Origin of the sequence: Dyella sp. (assembly GCF_035277725.1) — a bacterium.
Lineage (GTDB): Bacteria > Pseudomonadota > Gammaproteobacteria > Xanthomonadales > Rhodanobacteraceae > Dyella_B.
In genome coordinates, this window is the sequence record NZ_DATEJY010000114.1 from 1 (window position 1) to 16605 (window position 16605).

Annotated in this window: 11 protein-coding genes; 3 read left to right on the plus strand and 8 right to left on the minus strand. The window is 61.8% G+C overall.

The features are described from left to right. Window positions 1-197: 197 nt before the first annotated feature. Window positions 198-554 carry a hypothetical protein gene (locus VJR68_RS10280; protein ID WP_324147586.1) on the minus strand — a complete coding sequence of 119 codons (357 nt, stop codon included), beginning with the start codon at window positions 552-554 and terminating at the stop codon, window positions 198-200. 137 nt (window positions 555-691) lie between these two features. Between VJR68_RS10280 and VJR68_RS10285 the strand changes: the two genes are divergently transcribed. Further along, a complete protein-coding gene (locus tag VJR68_RS10285; RefSeq protein ID WP_324147587.1) occupies window positions 692-1615 on the plus strand; it encodes an MBL fold metallo-hydrolase in 924 nt (307 codons plus the stop codon). A 259-nt stretch (window positions 1616-1874) separates the two neighbouring features. Here the strand turns inward: VJR68_RS10285 and VJR68_RS10290 are convergent, their stop codons facing one another. The 6 genes from VJR68_RS10290 to VJR68_RS10315 form a co-directional block, all read right to left on the minus strand. Next, entirely contained in the window at window positions 1875-2225 is a 351-nt protein-coding gene (locus VJR68_RS10290) for a tRNA-binding protein (RefSeq protein WP_324147588.1), read from the minus strand. Beyond that, entirely contained in the window at window positions 2222-3511 is a 1290-nt protein-coding gene (locus VJR68_RS10295) for an FAD-binding oxidoreductase (RefSeq protein WP_324147589.1), read from the minus strand. The genes VJR68_RS10290 and VJR68_RS10295 overlap by 4 nt, the downstream gene beginning before the upstream one ends. 121 nt (window positions 3512-3632) lie before the next feature. Beyond that, window positions 3633-6011 (minus strand): penicillin-binding protein 1C, encoded by a 2379-nt coding sequence (gene pbpC, locus VJR68_RS10300; RefSeq protein WP_324147590.1) that lies wholly within the window; start codon window positions 6009-6011, stop codon window positions 3633-3635. A 147-nt stretch (window positions 6012-6158) separates the two neighbouring features. Continuing rightward, window positions 6159-12242, minus strand: coding sequence for an alpha-2-macroglobulin (locus VJR68_RS10305; protein ID WP_324147591.1), 6084 nt, complete (start codon window positions 12240-12242; stop codon window positions 6159-6161). Window positions 12243-12523: 281 nt separating this feature from the next. After that, window positions 12524-13156: a PQQ-binding-like beta-propeller repeat protein gene (locus tag VJR68_RS10310; protein WP_324147592.1), complete on the minus strand. Its 633-nt coding sequence runs from the start codon at window positions 13154-13156 to the stop codon at window positions 12524-12526. 33 nt (window positions 13157-13189) lie between these two features. Further along, window positions 13190-14410, minus strand: coding sequence for a helix-turn-helix domain-containing protein (locus VJR68_RS10315; protein WP_324147593.1), 1221 nt, complete (start codon window positions 14408-14410; stop codon window positions 13190-13192). Window positions 14411-14783: 373 nt separating this feature from the next. On the opposite strand from VJR68_RS10315, the gene VJR68_RS10320 reads away from it, so the two are divergent. Continuing rightward, complete coding sequence (locus tag VJR68_RS10320) at window positions 14784-15551, plus strand: DUF899 domain-containing protein (RefSeq protein ID WP_324147594.1); 768 nt, start codon at window positions 14784-14786, stop codon at window positions 15549-15551. Between the two features lie 136 nt (window positions 15552-15687). Here VJR68_RS10320 and VJR68_RS10325 read toward each other — a convergent pair whose 3' ends face one another. Further along, the gene (locus tag VJR68_RS10325; protein ID WP_324147595.1) at window positions 15688-15876 is read right to left on the minus strand and encodes a hypothetical protein; all 189 of its coding nucleotides are present in this window, start codon (window positions 15874-15876) and stop codon (window positions 15688-15690) included. On the opposite strand from VJR68_RS10325, the gene VJR68_RS10330 reads away from it, so the two are divergent. Next, window positions 15875-16489 carry a DUF2182 domain-containing protein gene (locus tag VJR68_RS10330; protein ID WP_324147596.1) on the plus strand — a complete coding sequence of 205 codons (615 nt, stop codon included), beginning with the start codon at window positions 15875-15877 and terminating at the stop codon, window positions 16487-16489. The genes VJR68_RS10325 and VJR68_RS10330 overlap by 2 nt on opposite strands. The last annotated feature ends 116 nt before the right edge of the window (window positions 16490-16605 follow it).

Genomic DNA, 16605 nt, shown 5'->3' on the forward strand with positions numbered 1-16605 from the left:
CCAGTGTCGATGAGGTGTGCAAGTGGGCTAGAGGGCTTTATCTACGCCGCAAGGTTGGCCCTTAAGGCTGGGAGCGAGCTTCCTCTAAGCCATGTGACGGTAGCTGGCCGCCACAAAAACAAGATACAAGGCTGGGATGAAGTCCCAGCATCGATAGGCATGGCGATGCCGGGATTTCATCCCAGCCTACATGCCCGCTATTTGACGACATTCGCCTGGCTGTAGCCCATGTATAGCCCGATCTTGTCGCCCGCTTTCAAATTCACCATGGATGCCGGCGGAAAATGCACGCGAAGCGCCATGCCTTCCGCCGTCACATCGACGATGCCGGTCTTGGGATCGGCATGTGTCACCGTCGCCGGCATGTTGTGCATGCCGTGCATGTTGACCATGTCATTCGTCTTGGCCGTGTGCGCCATGCCGACGCCGGCATCCTGCCCTTGACCAGATGCCGAACCGGGCGGTGGCTGATCTTGCGCCGCCGCGGCTGCCATGCCTCCCAGCAGCGCCATGCTCAACAAGCAAGCAGAAAGGCGGATCGAACTCACATGCATGATGCTTTCTCCTTCCGACGACTACCTGGCCTTGCCATTATCCGAACACGAACGTTCAGGGAAGCTGAAATTGGGGTGTCGCGCCATGGCTTGAGCGCAAGCGCCGTATAGTTGGCCTTTCGACTGTAACGTCCATCATGACTTCCCACGGCATTCATACCATCGACACCGGTTTTGTGCGGCCCACGTTCGACGCGGCCTATTTGCTGGTTCACAACGGACATGGCGCCTTTGTCGACTGCGGCACCAATCACTCCGTGCCGCGTCTGTTGGGCGCGCTTGCCGCGGCTGAACTGGATGCCTCGAACGTCGAGTGGCTCATTCTTACCCACGTGCATCTCGATCACGCGGGCGGCGCAGGCGAACTGATGGCGCGCTTGCCGAATGCCAGGTTGGTGGTGCACCCGCGCGGCGCGCGGCATATGGCCGATCCGTCGCAGCTGTGGGCCGGTGCGATGGCGGTGTATGGCGAGGAAGTCATGGAGCAAGCGTACGGGCGACTCCGTCCGGTGCCGGCGGAGCGCATCGTGGAAGCGCCGGATGGGCATATCGTGGATTTGCGTGGTCGCCTGTTGCGCTGCCTGGATACACCGGGACATGCCAAGCATCACCTGGCGATTTACGACGAGCAGGCCAACGTGTGTTTTACCGGCGATACGTTTGGCCTCTCCTATCGCGAATTCGACACCTCGCAAGGTCCGTTCATTCTGCCCACCACCACGCCGGTGCAGTTCGATCCGGATGCCTTGCATGCATCGATCGATCGGCTAGTGGCGTTGAAGCCCGCGGCGATGTATCTCACGCATTTTGGTCGTGTCGAGCAGGTCGAACGGCTTGCCGGCGCGTTGCACGCGATGATCGATGCGATGGTGGCGATTGCGCGCAATGCGAAGGATTCCACCGATCGGCATGCACGGTTGGTGCATGAGTTGACGCAGCTTTATGCGGCGCGTACGGCGGAACATGGCTGGCATGGCGATCGTGAGACGCTGGTGCATTGGCTGGGAACGGATATCGAGCTCAATGCGCAGGGTTTGGGCGTGTGGCTGGATCGTGCCTAGGAGCCTGTCGGGCTTTGGTGGTCGAGGCGAAAATTCGCCTGCGCGAGGATCAAATGTCGACGAATCGCCGCCCTGTGCTGGTTGCACAGGGCAAGATTCGGCGGTATTTGAGACCGCGTCAGGCGGATTTGCAGCCCGGCCAACCAAAGTCCGACAGGCTCCTAACCCCGTGACGTAGGTTGGGGGGCGAACCCCAACATTCGGATCCATGCAGGCATGGCATTGTTGGGGTTCGGCTGCGCCTCACCCCAACCTACGCTCAGGCCAGCCTCGTGCCATTCGGCACCGGGCGCTCGATGCTGGTGATCACCACACCTTGTTCGGCGTGGAAACCGGTCAGCAGAAATTGTGAACGAAATGGCCCGATCTGCTTTTCCGGAAAATTGATCACGCCCACGATCTGCCGGCCGACCAGTGTTTCCGGCGTGTAAAGCGCAGCGATTTGCGCACTGGTTTTGCGTTCGCCGTAAGGGCCGAAATCCGCCCACACTTTCAGCGCTGGTTTGCGTGCCTCAGGAAAAGGTTCGACGCGGGTGATCGTGCCCGCCACGATCAGCACTTTTTCGAAATCTGCCCAGCTGATTTCCTGCGTGGTCGTTTGCTCGCTCATCCTTCCAGACTCGTCTTGAACCAATCGTTGAATTCCTGCCACCAGTAGCTGGTTTGCGCTGCCAGTAAACCAAAGGGTTTATAAGCATGCGCAAGTCCGTAGTCGGCAAACTGCTTCCAGTCTTCGCTGCCCTCGGCGACGGCCGCAGCCAGCAATTCACCGGCGGCGCAAGTGGGAGCCAGGCCATGCCCACCGAATGCCTGCGCCCACCATAAGCCTTGGCCATCGGTGCCGATCTGCGGCATCTGGTGACGCGCATAACTCATCAAGCCAGACCAGGCGTAGTCGATGCGAATGCCTTTCAACGCAGGAAACACGCGCAGCAGGTCGCGCGTCAGCACACGCTGCACGGCGGAAGCGGAGCGGTTGCGGATCGATATCCGGCCGCCCCATAGCAATCGCGTATCGCGCAGGGGGCGGTAGTAGTCGAAAGCAAAGCGGGAGTCATAAATGGCGGCACGTGTTTGCAGGCATTCGTCCAGCCTGTCGCCCAAGGGCTCGGTCACCATCACGTAGGTGGCGATCGGCAACACGGCCCGGTCGATCGGCCGATGCAAACCGGCGAGGTAGCCACCGCAGGCAAGTATCACGTGTTCCGCCTGCAATTCGCCTTGCGGCGTACTGATCTGCCAACGGCCACCTTCGCGGCGCAGGCGCCAGACGTCGCTGTTTTCGTGTATGCGCACGCCCTGCCCGGCTGCCGCCGCAGCAAGACCGATGGCGTAATTCAGCGGATGCAGATGCAGGGCATTGCGTTCGTAAAGCCCGTCGTAATAGCGCTCGCTGCGCACGATTTCGCGCAGTTCCTCCTGCGGCAACCACTCCCAGTGCACACCATAGTGCTCGGCCAATAAACGCTGCCGTTTGCGCAGCACGTTGGGATCGCGAAACCAGTTGGCCCAGATCACGCCCGCATCAACCATGTCGCAAGCGATGGCATAGCGGGTGACGCGTTCGCGTATGCGCTGAACTGCGGCGGTGGTGAGATCAAAGATGCGCTTGGCACGCTCTGCACCCAACTGCTGGTGCAACGCCTCCTCGCCCAGCGAATAACCGCCGAATACAAAACCGCCGTTGCGGCCCGATGCACCGAAACCGACCTGCTCGCGCTCCAGCACTACCACATCGCGCACGCCGCGCTCGGCCAGTCCAAGCGCGGTATTCAGCCCGGCAAAACCGCCGCCGATGATCGCCACACGCGTTTCTGCGCGCCCCTGCAGCGGCGCATAAGGCTCATACGGCATGGCCGTGGCGCGGTAATAGGACGGCACCGGAGATTGCTTCATGAAGGTAAGCCGGGCGGTAACCCGCGGAGGATAACGCAGTTTGGCCTGTATGTAGGCTGGGATGAAATCCCAGCATCCGGCACAAACAAAATGCTGGGATTTCATCCCAGCCTACGTAACGCTATTCAACCAGCGTAACATCCAGGATGCGCTGATCGGCCTGCCCATGATCGTCCACCACGCGCACGGTGTAGCGCCCTGCTCCATGCGGCTGCCAATACAGTGGCTCGCCGGGTGTGCTGCGGCCGACGTAGGCATCGTCGACGAACCAGTACAGACCGCGTACGTCCGCATCATTGGTGGCGGTAAACGGAATACGCTCGTCGGCAAGCTGTTTGAGGCGCAAGGTATAGGTGCTGCTGCGCAAGGGTGAGGTGATGCTGGGTGGCAAACCGCTCACGCGTTCGTTGCCGTTGCAATCCGGATTTACCGGCGGGCGGCGGCGTGGCATGCCGGCTTGCTCGAACACGCGCTGCAGGTCGGAAGGCCAGAATTCGTAGACCTCGACATGCGTGCGCTTGCCATCGAACGGAGGACAGGCCGGCTTGCCGGTCGCATCGTCCATCACCACGGGGCGATAGATGGTGTCGACACGGATCGGCGATTTGCCGGGAATAAACCAGGTCATGCCGGTTTGCGGACACCATTCCGTCGGCAGGTTGCCGCTGGCCAGGCAGACCTGTACGCGCTTGAGGTTGGCCGGCATGGCGCGGATCGGTTCGTTCAGTGGCACGTGTTCGGCACGCAATGCATCGATGATCTGGAAGAACAACGGCGCCGCGGCTTCCACGCCGACGAACGCGGGATTGCCGCTGCCGTCGAAATTTCCGATCCATACCACCAGCACATAGGGGCCGAAGCTGCCGGCCGTCCATGCATCGCGAAAGGCCCACGAGGTGCCGGTTTTCCAGGACACCGGCATGCGCAATCCTTGCGAACCGATCACCTCGTCCGGACGCGGATTCTGGCGCAGGATATCCGTTACCAGGTAGCTGGCTTCATCGCTGAGCAGCCGCGTACCTTCCTGTTGCGGATCATCGATGCGCAGGCGCAAGGGGCGCAGCATGCCGCGATTGGCGAGCATGGCGTAAAGGCCGGCAAGTTCCTGCATGCTGACTTCGCCGCCGCCAAGCACCAGCGACAGGCCGTAATGCTGCTCGCTGGCCATGCGGTTGACGCCTGCCTGCTGCAGGAAATCATAGAGCGTGGGCTCGTGCAGTTGCGAAGCGACCCACACGGCGGGAATGTTGCGGCTGCGGATCAACGCTTGCGTAGCCGTAATGGGCCCAAGGAAATTGCCGTCGAAGTTTTCCGGCGTGTAAGGACCGAATGACGTCGGCACATCGCGCAGCACGGTTTGCGGATGCAGTACGCCTTGATCGAAACCCAGCGCATAGATGAAGGGTTTCAGCGTGGAACCCGGCGAGCGTTTCGCCAAGCTGCCGTTGACCTGGCCTTGGATGGCGGCATTGCGATAATCCGCCGAACCGACCATGGCCTTGATGCCCATGTCGCGCGTATCCACCAGGATCGCCGCGGCATTGGTGATGCCACTGGATGCCTTGCGCTGTACGTACAGCGCGATTTGCCGTTCCAGAATGCGTTGCAGATCGAGGTCCAGCGTGCTGGTGACCACCGCGCTGCGCGTGTTGTCGTTCAACTGTTGCGCGGCCAAGATCTGGTCGACGGCATGCGGTGCTTCAAACGGCAGACGACTGCGCGGACGAAGTGCAAGCGGTAGTGCGAACAGCGGTTTCAAGCTGGCGTCTTGCGGGTGCTTGGGCAGCCATGCCTGGTACAGGCGATTACGTGCATCCGCCAAGCCGTTGCTGATCAACGTATTGTTTGCACCCTCTCCGGTAAGCAAACGGCGCGAAGGGTTTTGTGGAATGACGGCCAGCGTCAAGGTTTCCGGCAAGGTGAGTTGGCTGGCCGGCTTGCCGAAATACACCAGGCTGGCGGTGGCTACACCCTGCACATTGGCGCCATAAGGCGCGAAGTTGAGATACGCCTCGAGAATGTCGTGCTTGGAATAAAACAGCTCCAGTTGCACGGCGCGTGCGATCTGGCGCAGCTTGCCCAGCGGCGTGCGCGTGTTGAGTTTCCACAGCAGGCGTGCCAATTGCATCGTGACGGTAGAGCCGCCTTGTGGCGAGCCGCGCCGCACATAGGTGATCCAGGCGCCACGCAGCAGTCCGTAGGGATTGAAGCCCGCGTGCCAGGCGTACCAGCGGTCCTCGTGCAAGAGCACGCCGTCGACCAGTTGTGGGGAAATGTCTTTCAGCGGAACCCACAGGCGATATTGCTGGTCGCTGGCGAGCGTCAGGCGCAGCAAGTGGCCTTTGCTGTCGTAGACGGCCGTGGAGGACGGTTGCCAGCTGCGCAAGGACGGATGCGGCCACAGGCGGCAGCCGATCAGCACGGCCCATACAAGTGCGGCGGCGACGAGCCAGTTCTGCCAGCGCACGATCCAGTGGCCCATGATGCGCAGGAGTTTCATGAACATCTGCATGCGTACCAATACACCCAACATCTGCCTCAGATGCGTAGGCTGGGATGCAATCCCAGCTTTCCAGCGAACTCCTGATGCTGGGATTGCATCCCAGCCTACAAGAACCCTCGCCCGACTGGGCGAGGGTGCATTGGATCAGGGTTTCTCCATCACCTTCAGCGACTTCCCGCCTGCCGAGCGTGCCTGCAAGGTGCGCTCGTACATCGACTCCGCATACGCCGGCGGCACTACGAACGTACCTGCGTTGGTAGCACGGATGCGATAGACAAACTCGCGTACATCCGGCGTGGCTTCGCCGTAGATCACCACGCGATCTTCGCGAATGTCCGCGTACTCCGGCTGCCAGGTCGACTGCGACAGACCGATCGGCGAGCGCCAGGCCGGCGGTGCACTGGTGTTGCTGTCCTGGCTGTTGCCATCGCTGGAGTTATCGTTGGCGGAACTATCGCTGTTCTGCGCAGCGTCCACGGCCGGCGGCGGTTCGATCACTGGCTCGAAACCGCCTGGCAGCAGGTCCACGATGGCGACGTCGCCCACGGCGTCGCTGCCGGTGGCTCGGATCTTTACGTGCACATCGATCTCTTCGCCAAGGTTGACCGTGTCGAGCGGCTTGCCTTGTGCATCGGTGTACTCGCGAATGATTTCCAGGCCATTGGCGATCGCCTTGTCCGGCTGCACGCGGTCGTAGCCGCTCTGGCTGGCGATGCGCCACGCCGGCAGTTCGCTCTGGTTGACGAAGCGCAGCTTGGTGGCCGCGGCATCCCAGCTGCCTGCCTGCAACAGGTTGCCCTGGATGCTGGAGATCAGTTTTGCACTGCCGTCGGCATGCACCTCCTGGATGCTCAGCTTGTCCAGTTCGCCGCCGGTCTGGCCGGCATAGCTATCGAGCGCCAGGATCGTCATTGAGGAAGATAGCGTGTTGTAGTAATCGTGCGCGAGCGGCCAGGCGATGTTCTCGAACACGCGCGCCGGCAGGGCCTTGGCGCGTTCGGGGAAATGCTTGGACAGCAGGTACAGCACGCTCGCGTCGCGCACCAGCGGGTCGTAGTAGTAGCCGTAGCTGTAGGCCTCGTCGGACTTGGAACGGGCCAGCACTTGCTCGGGGCCGGCCATGAGGCGGTTGGCTTCGTCGTCCTGCTTGAGCAGCTTGTACGACGCGGCCAGCCATGCCGCGGCAAGGTCGTTCTTCCACACTTTGGGATACGCCTCCTGCAGCCGCCTCTGGATCGAAGCGAGCGCGTTGGTGGTGACGTTGCCCTGGCGCGTCAGCAGGTACGCCGCGTAAGCGCGCTGGCGCAATAGATCCAACGAATCCATGCCATCGTTGGCGGCCAACTGCTGCAAGTACTTGTTGCCGGCATCGAGCATGTCCTGCGGCACGGCGGAGCCACGGTCGCGCGCTTCCAGCAGGAAGTTCATGGCGTAGTCGGAAACAAAGGGCTGCGCATCTGGCGTCGCCGACCACAGGCCGAAACCGCCCGCGCTGTTCTGGCGTGAGTGCAGCACATCCACCAGTTTGCCGAGTGCTTCCTGGTTGCTGATCTTCTTGGCATCTTCGCCGCCGAAGGCCGGCTGCAAGGCATGCGCGAACACCGGTACCTGCGGCCACTTGCTGACGATCAGGCGCGGCATGGCCATGCTCACCACCTGCTCGCTGCAGTAGTGCTGATAGTTGACCAGGTAGCTGGTGATGCCCTGGGCAAGCACGATCGGTAGCGGCGAGAACGCCGCATCGCGCGCTGCATAGGCGTCGTACATCTGCCGCAAGGGCGACACTTCCGCCTGGCTGCGCGTGAACACCTGGCCGAGGTCGACCTGGGTGCGATACGCCGCTGCCGGCCGCACCGAGACATCCACGGCCTGATGCGCCAACTTGCCGTTATACGCTGCCGTAAAGGCGAGATGGCCAGAGCCGAGCTTGTCCATTGCCTTGACGCGGAACTTCACCACGCCTTCGTGCATTTCCGCGAGGTTGATGGTCTGCGTCGCCGCGCCAACCACCTGCAGTTGCGGGCCGGTCTGCAGGCTCACCGCCACCGGCACTTGCTTGCCGCCGAGACCGGCAAGGTTGTTGGCAACACCGACGCTCACTTCCACTTCATCGCCCGGCGCCAACGTCGTCGGCACGTTGGGCGAGAGCACGAAATCGCCACGCACAGTGGTCGCGCCTTCGAACGTACCCACGCGATCCGGCGACACGGCCACCGCCATCACCCGCAGCTTGCCGTTGAAGTAATCGGGCACGGTATAGGTGAAGTCTTTGTCGCCATCGACGTCGACGATGCCCGACCAATACACCACCGGTTTATCACGCTTGCGCTTGAACGGATTGAGCTGTCGGCTGATCGCCGCATCCGCATCGCCGCCCGGCGCTGCCGCCAAGGCCATCAGTTTTTCGAAATCCGGCAGGATCAGATCGAGGATCTGCGAGGTCTGCACCTCCAGCATCTTCTTGCGGAAGAAGAACTTCAGCGGATCACCCAGCTTGTAGCGCGCCACCTGCAGAATGCCTTCGTCCACCGCAAACACCACGGCCTTGGCCGGATGATCGGCGTGCAAATGGAAGGTGACGTTGTCGCCGGGTTTCACCAGCGCGGGCGAGTCCACCTTGACCGCATCGCGACGCGCATCCAGGTTGACCGAGAACGGCACCACGCCGTAGCTCAGCGGACTCATGAAGATTTCATCCGACGACGGATCGCGGATGAACTGCACGTTGATGTAGCCGTTGCCTTCGAAGTCCTTCGGGATGGTGATCTGCTGCACCGAACTGGTGGTGTCGGCATGGAACCATGCATGCGCGTAGACCTGGTCGCGCTCGATGGTGATCAGGCCGCTGCCGACGTACGGCGCATGCACGGAAATGCTGACGGTGTCGCCGGGGTTGTAGTCGGCTTTGTCCAGCGTGAGCTGCAGTTCCGCATTGCGATCGAGCGAGCGCGACACGTTGGCATCGCCAGCCACGGAATAGCTCACGCGGTTGACTTCCACGCGATCGCTGCCACGCAGGATGACCAGCGCGTAATTGCCCGGCTTATCGGTGGGCAGGGTGTAATCCATGCCACCGGCCGCAAGGCTCAGCGGCTGCTCGGTGATGGGGATTTCCTTGAGCTTGGATTCGTATTTGTAGACACCCGAATCCTGCTTGGTCAGCACGGAGACGTAGCGGCGTTCGATCAGCTGCGCCTTGAGACCATCGAGCTTGATCGATTTTGCTTGAGGATCGATCGCCACCAGGCGCACTTTGCGCACGGCGTTGCGGCTGACGTAATCCAGATCGTCCTCGCTGCGATAGCCGATCAGCCAATCGTTGCTCGATACCAGCGATTGCGTGGCAGCTGCGACGCTGCGACCGCCTTCGGGCTCGTGCGCCTTGACCAGGAAGTAGAGCTGATAGGTGGCATCGGCATACTTCTTCAGATCAAGATCGAATTCGGCATGACCCTTGTCGTCGGTCTTGCCGTCTTGCAGGTTTTCCTCGTAACCGTCCTTCGCACGTCGAACGTCAAAGAAGTGATAGTCAGGCCAGCTATGGAACGAGGGCCATGCCGGGCGCAACGTGAGCGAGGCTTCCACGCGGCGATCCGCGGCCGGCGTCCCGAACAGGTTTTGCGCATCGACCAGGCCCTTGAGTCCATCGGGTTTCACCCAACCTTCGGCGACCTGGCTGGACAGCTTGGCGCTGACCTTCATGCGGTCGGGCTGGAATTCCTTCACTTGCACGGTGGTGCTGCCGATCTGCGTATCGGCATTGCCGTCGCGCACGATGTACAGATTCACCGTCCACGTGCCGGTCGGTGCGGTTTCCGCCGTGGTATAGGTGAGTTCGCCGAAACCGGAATTGTCCATCGTCAACGGCACCTGCTTCACCGTGACGCCGCGCGGATCGACCACCTGGGCTTGCAGTGGAATGCCCGCGACGTTGCGCAGCCAGCTGGCCGCCCTCACGATCAGGCCGATATGCATGTCGTCGCCCGGACGATAGATGCCGCGGTCGGAGAAGAGGTAAGCGGACAGCGTGCCGGGATTGACCGAACTAGCATCGCCGCCGATATCGAAGCGCGAGTAATCCAGTTGCCGGTCGCTGCCGCCGATCGGCAGGAACGAAAGATCATCCGCCTTTTTCACCACGTACATCGCCGGACGCTTGTCGCGATCCAATCCCTTGAAGGTAGGGAAATGCACATCGCCGTCGGCGCCGGTGTCCTGCGTAAACAGCGTCTGGCCATTGACTGCCAGCACGGACACGGTGGCACCCGCCACCGGCTGGCCGGTGTGGATGGATTGCACGAACACATCCTGACTGCCATCCAGCGCGCGCTTCACCAGCATGCCCAGGTCAGTGACGACGATCAGGCGGCTGTCTTGCGCGTTGGAGGTGTCTTCGCTGTCGGATGCGTCGCTTGAAGCATCGGCGGACGCCGTGTTGTCATCGTCATCCGGCTTGGCACCCGCTGGCGGCGGCGCGATGCCCTGTTTGGCCAGCGCCTTGGCCTTGGCCGCATCTTCGGCCTGCTGCTTGGCTTGCGCGGGATCGAAATCGTAGAGATGCAGCAGGAACACGCCGCGCTTGCCGGATTGCAGGTACTGCCCAAGATCCACGCCCTCGTAGTGCGCGTGCGCGGGATCGCCGGTGGGAAATGCACGCTTCATCTCGAAGCGGTCGACGATGTGCTCTTCGCCGAAGTCATACGGCAATTGCGGATGCTTGTAGTCGCCCTGGTTGAGGCTGACCAGGTGCTGCAACTGATCCGGCAATACACGGCCGATGACCAGGCGCATGCCGGTCATGTTGCGCGATACCACCGAGACGCGCTTGCTGCCGCTCATGGAAAGCAGCGAGCCATCGGCCATGAAACGCAACAGTTTCGGGTAATCGGGCACGGTCATCACCGCGCTCGCCGGAGCGCCCAGCACGTAGCCGCCGAAGGATTTCAGGCCCTTGCCGATGCGCACGTAGATACGCTGGCCGGGATCGGCGTGGAACTTGAAGCTTTGCAGCTCCTGGTAGTCGTTTTCCGTGGGCACGACTTCGAGCGGCAACGGCTTGGCCTTGCGCAGGATGTCTTCACCGACCTCGCCTTCGCTCCAGGGATAGTTGGCTTGCCCCTGGTTGTCGTCGCTTTCGTTGTCGTCGTCGCCCGCTTGCTTGGCGACGTGCGGCTTGCGCGCCGGCAGCACCCACGCATGCACCAGCGAGGCCAGCTCGCTATCGCGCACGGCGCCGCTGAGATTGACCACCATCACCTGTTCGGGCTCGTATTTGTCGTTGTCGACCAGGGTGGGGCTGATGTCCTTGACGGTGAGGCTATACAGGCCCGGCACGCGCACGCCGGTCTGCAGCTTGTCGTCGGTACCGTTGCCGCCGCGCGAACTGCGCACGCCGCTGTCGAGCGTGAGCGATACCGCGCCGTCATCGCGCGGCAGGGCAAGCGGCTGCGAATGAATCCATGCATGCAGCTTGTTGGGATCGTAAGTGACGCTGAATTTCAGCGGCGTCGATGAGGTATCCCCCTGCCCTTGCAGACTCAGCGCGATGCGCTTTTCAAACTGCGCTGGATCGACGGGGTAGTTGAAGTCCATCTGGATGATGGTTTTCTTGGCGGTGGGATCCTGGGGGTCCTGATAGAACTCGCCTTTGCCCAGCGTCGCCTTGAAGGGTTGGGTATCGAAGTCGACATGATCGTCCGCCATCAGCACGTGGTGGGCGAAAGCCTTGGGGATATCGAAGCGGATTTTGTAGTGCTGCCCCACCGGCCAGTCGGCGGCCGGGGTGAAACGCAGGGTCTTATCGTCCACCCACGTCCACTGGCCGTTCGCTTGCGGTTGCATCGCAATGCCATCGGTGACGGGCTTGCCAACCAGCTCGATCGGCGCGGCCGAGGCGGAAAAGACCAGCTCCAGCGGATGGATGCTGAGCGGCTGCTTGGTGTAATCGCTGATATCCGGCGCGTTGACCGTCCAGGTGATGCGTACCGGTTCATGCGGCCGTGGCCGATGCTTGTACCAGTGCCAGCCGAACCATCCACCGCCTGCCATCACCGCTACGGCAGCGGCGATGCCCAACGAGTGCAGCGGGCGGCGCCGCACCACATGCATCCATCCCGGCGCAGACCAGTTCACCTGGCCGACCAGTGGGCTGAGCAGCCACCCCAGCGCGGCCAAGACACCGCGCAGCAAACGCACCGGGAGTAAAAGCAGAAACCGCAGCAAATCCATAATGCCATCCCATGTTCAATCCGTTAGGCAACCCGGCGGGCAAGCCCACCGGGCATTCTTCAATTCGCGGGGATGCCTTATGCCGCAGGCATAAAGCGGGTGAGAACAGGATTTCCCCATGCATAGGCTGCCGTAAGGAGATGGCAGCTTGCGGTCAGGATTCTGGCACGATTCGGTGACGGCGTGGCAGTTCGGCGGCGACTAGATCAACCGTAGGCTGGGATGGAATCCCAGCATGGATGGATATGGCGATGCTGGGATTTCATCCCAGCCTACGTGCATCATTTGGGTCGCGCGATAACCCTTACTTTTCCGCTTTTTCCGCCGCCGCAGAAAAACCGGTCGCCGCCGTCGGATTCGAGTCCGGACACACCCATGCCGGCGGGCATGTCGAGTTGTTCCAACACTTCGCCGGTTTGTGGATCGACGCGCCGCACTTCGCTCTCGTCGCCCTCCCACGTGGCATGCCATAACTCGCCATCGCTCCAGGTAACGCCGGTAACGAAGCGATTGAACTGGATGGTGTTGAGCACGGTGCCGGTGTCGGGATCGATGCGATGGATCTTCCGTTCCCGGTATTCGCCAACCCATAGTGAGCCTTCGGCCCAGGCAAGGCCGGAGTCGCCGCCATGACCAGGCGCCGGAATGGTGGCGAGCACCTGGCCGCTCTTCGGATCGATTTTCTGGATGCGGTCTTCGGCAATCTGAAACAAGTGCTGGCCGTCGAAAGCCGTGCCTGCATGTGCTGCGATGTCCATGGAGCGCACCAGCTCTCCGCTATCCGGATCGAGCGCATTGAGCTTGTCGCCGGAGGCAAACCACAGATGCTCGCCGTCGTAGGTCACGCCAGCCACCTGATCGATGCCAGGAAATGGACCGTACTCACGGATGACTTGGGCGGGGGATCGTTTCATGTCGTGAGTCCTGATGGATGGATGGCAGTCATCCTAATCACCGGGCAGCGGACCGGGGAGTAACAAAATCGACGGAAAATCCGGTACCGGCGGTGTCATCCAGCGACGTGCCGGTCCGCGGCCGAACGACTGCACCTTGCCACTTGCGGCCAGCGATTCGAGCGCACGCTGCACGGTGCGAGGGCTGGCGCCCAAAGCCATGGACAAGGCGGAACTCGACCATGACTCGCCGTCTGCAAGCAAGGCGAGTACGGCGGCATGCCGTTCTTCGGTCGGTGGCGCCAGTACGACGACGTCGCTTGCATGATGCGGCGTTATCGCGAAGCCTCGCTCGGTCGCGCTTATCTCGGCCATCGGTCGCAACATGGCACGCAATCGGCCCATTTCGACACGCAAGCGTGCGCGGTGCGATTCATCGGCATGCCTGGTGCGAAAGGCGTCGGCGATAAGCTGGCTTCTCGATACGTCGGCAGGCCAGGCTTGCGCCAGCTGACGCAACAGCGCGAACAAGATGGAACGTGTCGCCAGCGAGATGACGGTGTTGTCGACATGCACGACGTGACGGCATGCATCCACGACGAAGGCCGGTGACGCCAGCAGCGTTTCGACATCTTCCAAGCGCAGCAAGCGTTCTTCGCCGCGTGCGATCAAGCGGGCAGCCGGAGCATCCAATAGCCGCGATGCACTTTCGACTTCCGCCATCAACGCTGGAATCTTCGCCACGTGCGCAGCATGCCCTGCCCGCGCCAGCGCAGCGCGCGCACGCTTTGTTTGCAGGCACCGAATCGCCATACCTGCCACGACAAGTTCATGCGCGGCGCGTGATGCAGGCGGAAACGGTGAGGGATCGAGTTCTGCGAGCATGCGTTCGGCGTCATCGATGCGGCCAAGCAGGAGCAAGCGCCGAATTTCGATAGTGCGCGCATGCGCGGCATTGATGCGGTCGCCATGCGATTGCAGCGTGGCACGTGCCGTTTCGAGCGCCTTGACTGGCCAACTCAAATCGCGCGACACGAGGGCAATTTCGGCTTCGGCAACGATGCATCGGGCTCTTGCTACAGCCTCTTTCGGACCGAAGCGGCGTGCAGCACTTCGCAGCAGCGCCTTCGCGCGAACGAAATCGCCGAGCTGCGCCATGGCGATGCCTCGCAACGCAAGGCCGGGCGCATCCTCGCGCAGGGCAACCCGCTTCAGGGCGCCAAGGGGATCACCAATGGCGAGTGCACGCGCGGCTGCGGTGATCAGTGAGTCCATAAGAACCTGTTTAGAGTCACTGCGTCGTTTGCCTGGTGGCTGAGCGGCGGTCAGGTGGTTGTGCGGGGGCTTTAAGGCAACACTGATTAAGTATCGCGCCGTCACCCGCCCTGTCTGTCCGCATGCCTTCGGTCCGTCGTCTCGACAGACAACCAGTCTGCCTTCGCCGACGGCCCTGTGCCCTGCGAACAGACAGGGCGGGTGACGACGGCGATACTTAATCAGTGTTGCCTTAAACAGGCTCTAAAGATCGCGCCACACTTGTCACTCCCGCCCGTTCGGGACCTGGGCGTCAACTATAGCCCATGGCCGCGGAGCACCCGGCCGTGACCCACGACCAACGCATCAGGGCATTCGGAGAACGGAGTAGACCATGACCACGCATACGATCGGCACACGCGAAGAATGGCTGGCAGCGCGCATCGAGCTGCTCAAGGCGGAGAAAGAACTCACACACCGCAGCGATGAGCTGGCACGCCAGCGCCAAGCGTTGCCGTGGGTGCCTGTCAACAAGGGTTATCGCTTCGATACCGACGAGGGTGGCGCTTCACTAGCGGACCTGTTTCGCGAGCGCTCGCAATTGCTGGTGTATCACTTCATGTTCGGTCCGGAGTTTGCGATGGGTTGCCCGTCCTGCTCAGCGATTGCCGATGGATTCAACGGTATCGCCACGCATCTGGCCCATCATGACGTGATGCTGTGGGCGGTATCGCGCGCGCCGCTGGGGAAATTGCAGGCGTACAAACGGCGGCTGGGATGGACGTTTCCGTGGGCGTCTTCGCAAGGCGGCGATTTCAATTTCGATTTCACCGTCTCCATCACCGAGGAACAACAGCGCGAAGGCACCTACGAATACAACTATCAGCGCGGCGGGCATGCGATGGACGCGACGACCGAATTTCCGCAAGTCGTCCTCGATCACGCGAAGGCAAGTGGAACGGATGCGCTGACCTATGTGCGAGAACGGCCTGGTGTGAGCGCGTTCGTGCTGGAGGATGGCGTTGTCTATCACACCTATTCGACGTACGCGCGCGGGTTGGATGACTTGTGGGGCATGTTCCAGTGGTTGGACCGTGCGCCGAAGGGACGTAATGAAACCGGGGTTTGGTGGCGGCGTCACGACGAATACGACAAGCGGTAAGGCACTCCAGCCGTCGCCCCGGCGAGCGCCGGGGCACAGCGACTTTCCGGATATCCCAAGACCGCGGGTCCCAGCTTTCGCCAGTTCGATGGTATCGCCCCCGCATGTCGAAAACACGACCCCTGCTACGTCATCCCTATGAGACCTGCTGCATCGAGACAGCCATGATCACCTCGCAGACTTCCGAACGGACCTTTTTCGCCGCTTCGGCGGCGATCTTCGCCACCAGTGCGGTGCTGACGATCGTCGGGTGCGCGTCCATGTCCCGCATGGATGCCATGCCGATGCCAGGCGGCTGGTCGATGTCGATGATGTGGATGCGCATGCCGGGCCAGACGTGGGGCGGTGCGACAGCGTCTTTCATCGCCATGTGGTGCGTGATGATGGCGGCGATGATGTTGCCGTCCTTGGTCCCCACGCTGCGACGCTATCGTCAGGCCATCAGAACAACCGATGGCAGGCAGGCGGGGTGGCTGACCGTGTCGGTGGGTACAGGCTATTTTGCCGTATGGGCCGTGTTTGGAATGCTGGTCTTTCTGCTGGGCACCACGTTTGCAGCAGCAGAAATGCAATGGCCGGCATTGGCGCGCAGCGTGCCACCGATGGCCAGCATGATCGTGATGGCCGCCGGCGCCGTGCAATTCACCCACTGGAAAACCTGTCGTCTCGCGCGTTGTCGTGAAGCGTTGCGCGATACTCATGCACTGCCCCCACACGCCATGTCGGCGTGGGAGCAAGGCATGTATCTAGGACTGCATTGCTGCCTGAGCTGCGCCAATCTGACCGCAATTCAGTTGGTGATCGGTGTGATGGATCTGCGTGCCATGGCATTCGTGACAGTGGCGATCACGGCCGAGCGACTGGTGCCCGCGAGCAAGCTGGTAGCGCAAGCGATTGGGCTTGCCGCGATCGGCGCGGGGCTGGTGCTGCTGGTTTGATTTGTCGACGGGGACGAAATCCCAGCTTTGATTGACATGGTGGTGCTGGGATTTCGTCCCAGCCTACGGGCTCGGCTAGCCATGGTGGGTTGGGGTTCGCACACGCTCACCCCAAC

What these genes read in the sequence shown, in the direction of transcription:
- VJR68_RS10290 (WP_324147588.1), bottom strand. Translation starts at nt 2,225, where the DNA reads ATGAGCGAGCAAACGACCACGCAGGAAATCAGCTGGGCAGATTTCGAA.
- VJR68_RS10310 (WP_324147592.1), bottom strand. Translation starts at nt 13,156, where the DNA reads ATGAAACGATCCCCCGCCCAAGTCATCCGTGAGTACGGTCCATTTCCT.
- VJR68_RS10320 (WP_324147594.1), top strand. Translation starts at nt 14,784, where the DNA reads ATGACCACGCATACGATCGGCACACGCGAAGAATGGCTGGCAGCGCGC.
- VJR68_RS10325 (WP_324147595.1), bottom strand. Translation starts at nt 15,876, where the DNA reads ATGCGCATCCACATCATCGACATCGACCAGCCGCCTGGCATCGGCATG.
- VJR68_RS10315 (WP_324147593.1), bottom strand. Translation starts at nt 14,410, where the DNA reads ATGGACTCACTGATCACCGCAGCCGCGCGTGCACTCGCCATTGGTGAT.
- VJR68_RS10285 (WP_324147587.1), top strand. Translation starts at nt 692, where the DNA reads ATGACTTCCCACGGCATTCATACCATCGACACCGGTTTTGTGCGGCCC.
- VJR68_RS10280 (WP_324147586.1), bottom strand. Translation starts at nt 554, where the DNA reads ATGCATGTGAGTTCGATCCGCCTTTCTGCTTGCTTGTTGAGCATGGCG.
- VJR68_RS10295 (WP_324147589.1), bottom strand. Translation starts at nt 3,511, where the DNA reads ATGAAGCAATCTCCGGTGCCGTCCTATTACCGCGCCACGGCCATGCCG.
- pbpC (WP_324147590.1), bottom strand. Translation starts at nt 6,011, where the DNA reads ATGAAACTCCTGCGCATCATGGGCCACTGGATCGTGCGCTGGCAGAAC.
- VJR68_RS10330 (WP_324147596.1), top strand. Translation starts at nt 15,875, where the DNA reads ATGCCGGGCCAGACGTGGGGCGGTGCGACAGCGTCTTTCATCGCCATG.
- VJR68_RS10305 (WP_324147591.1), bottom strand. Translation starts at nt 12,242, where the DNA reads ATGGATTTGCTGCGGTTTCTGCTTTTACTCCCGGTGCGTTTGCTGCGC.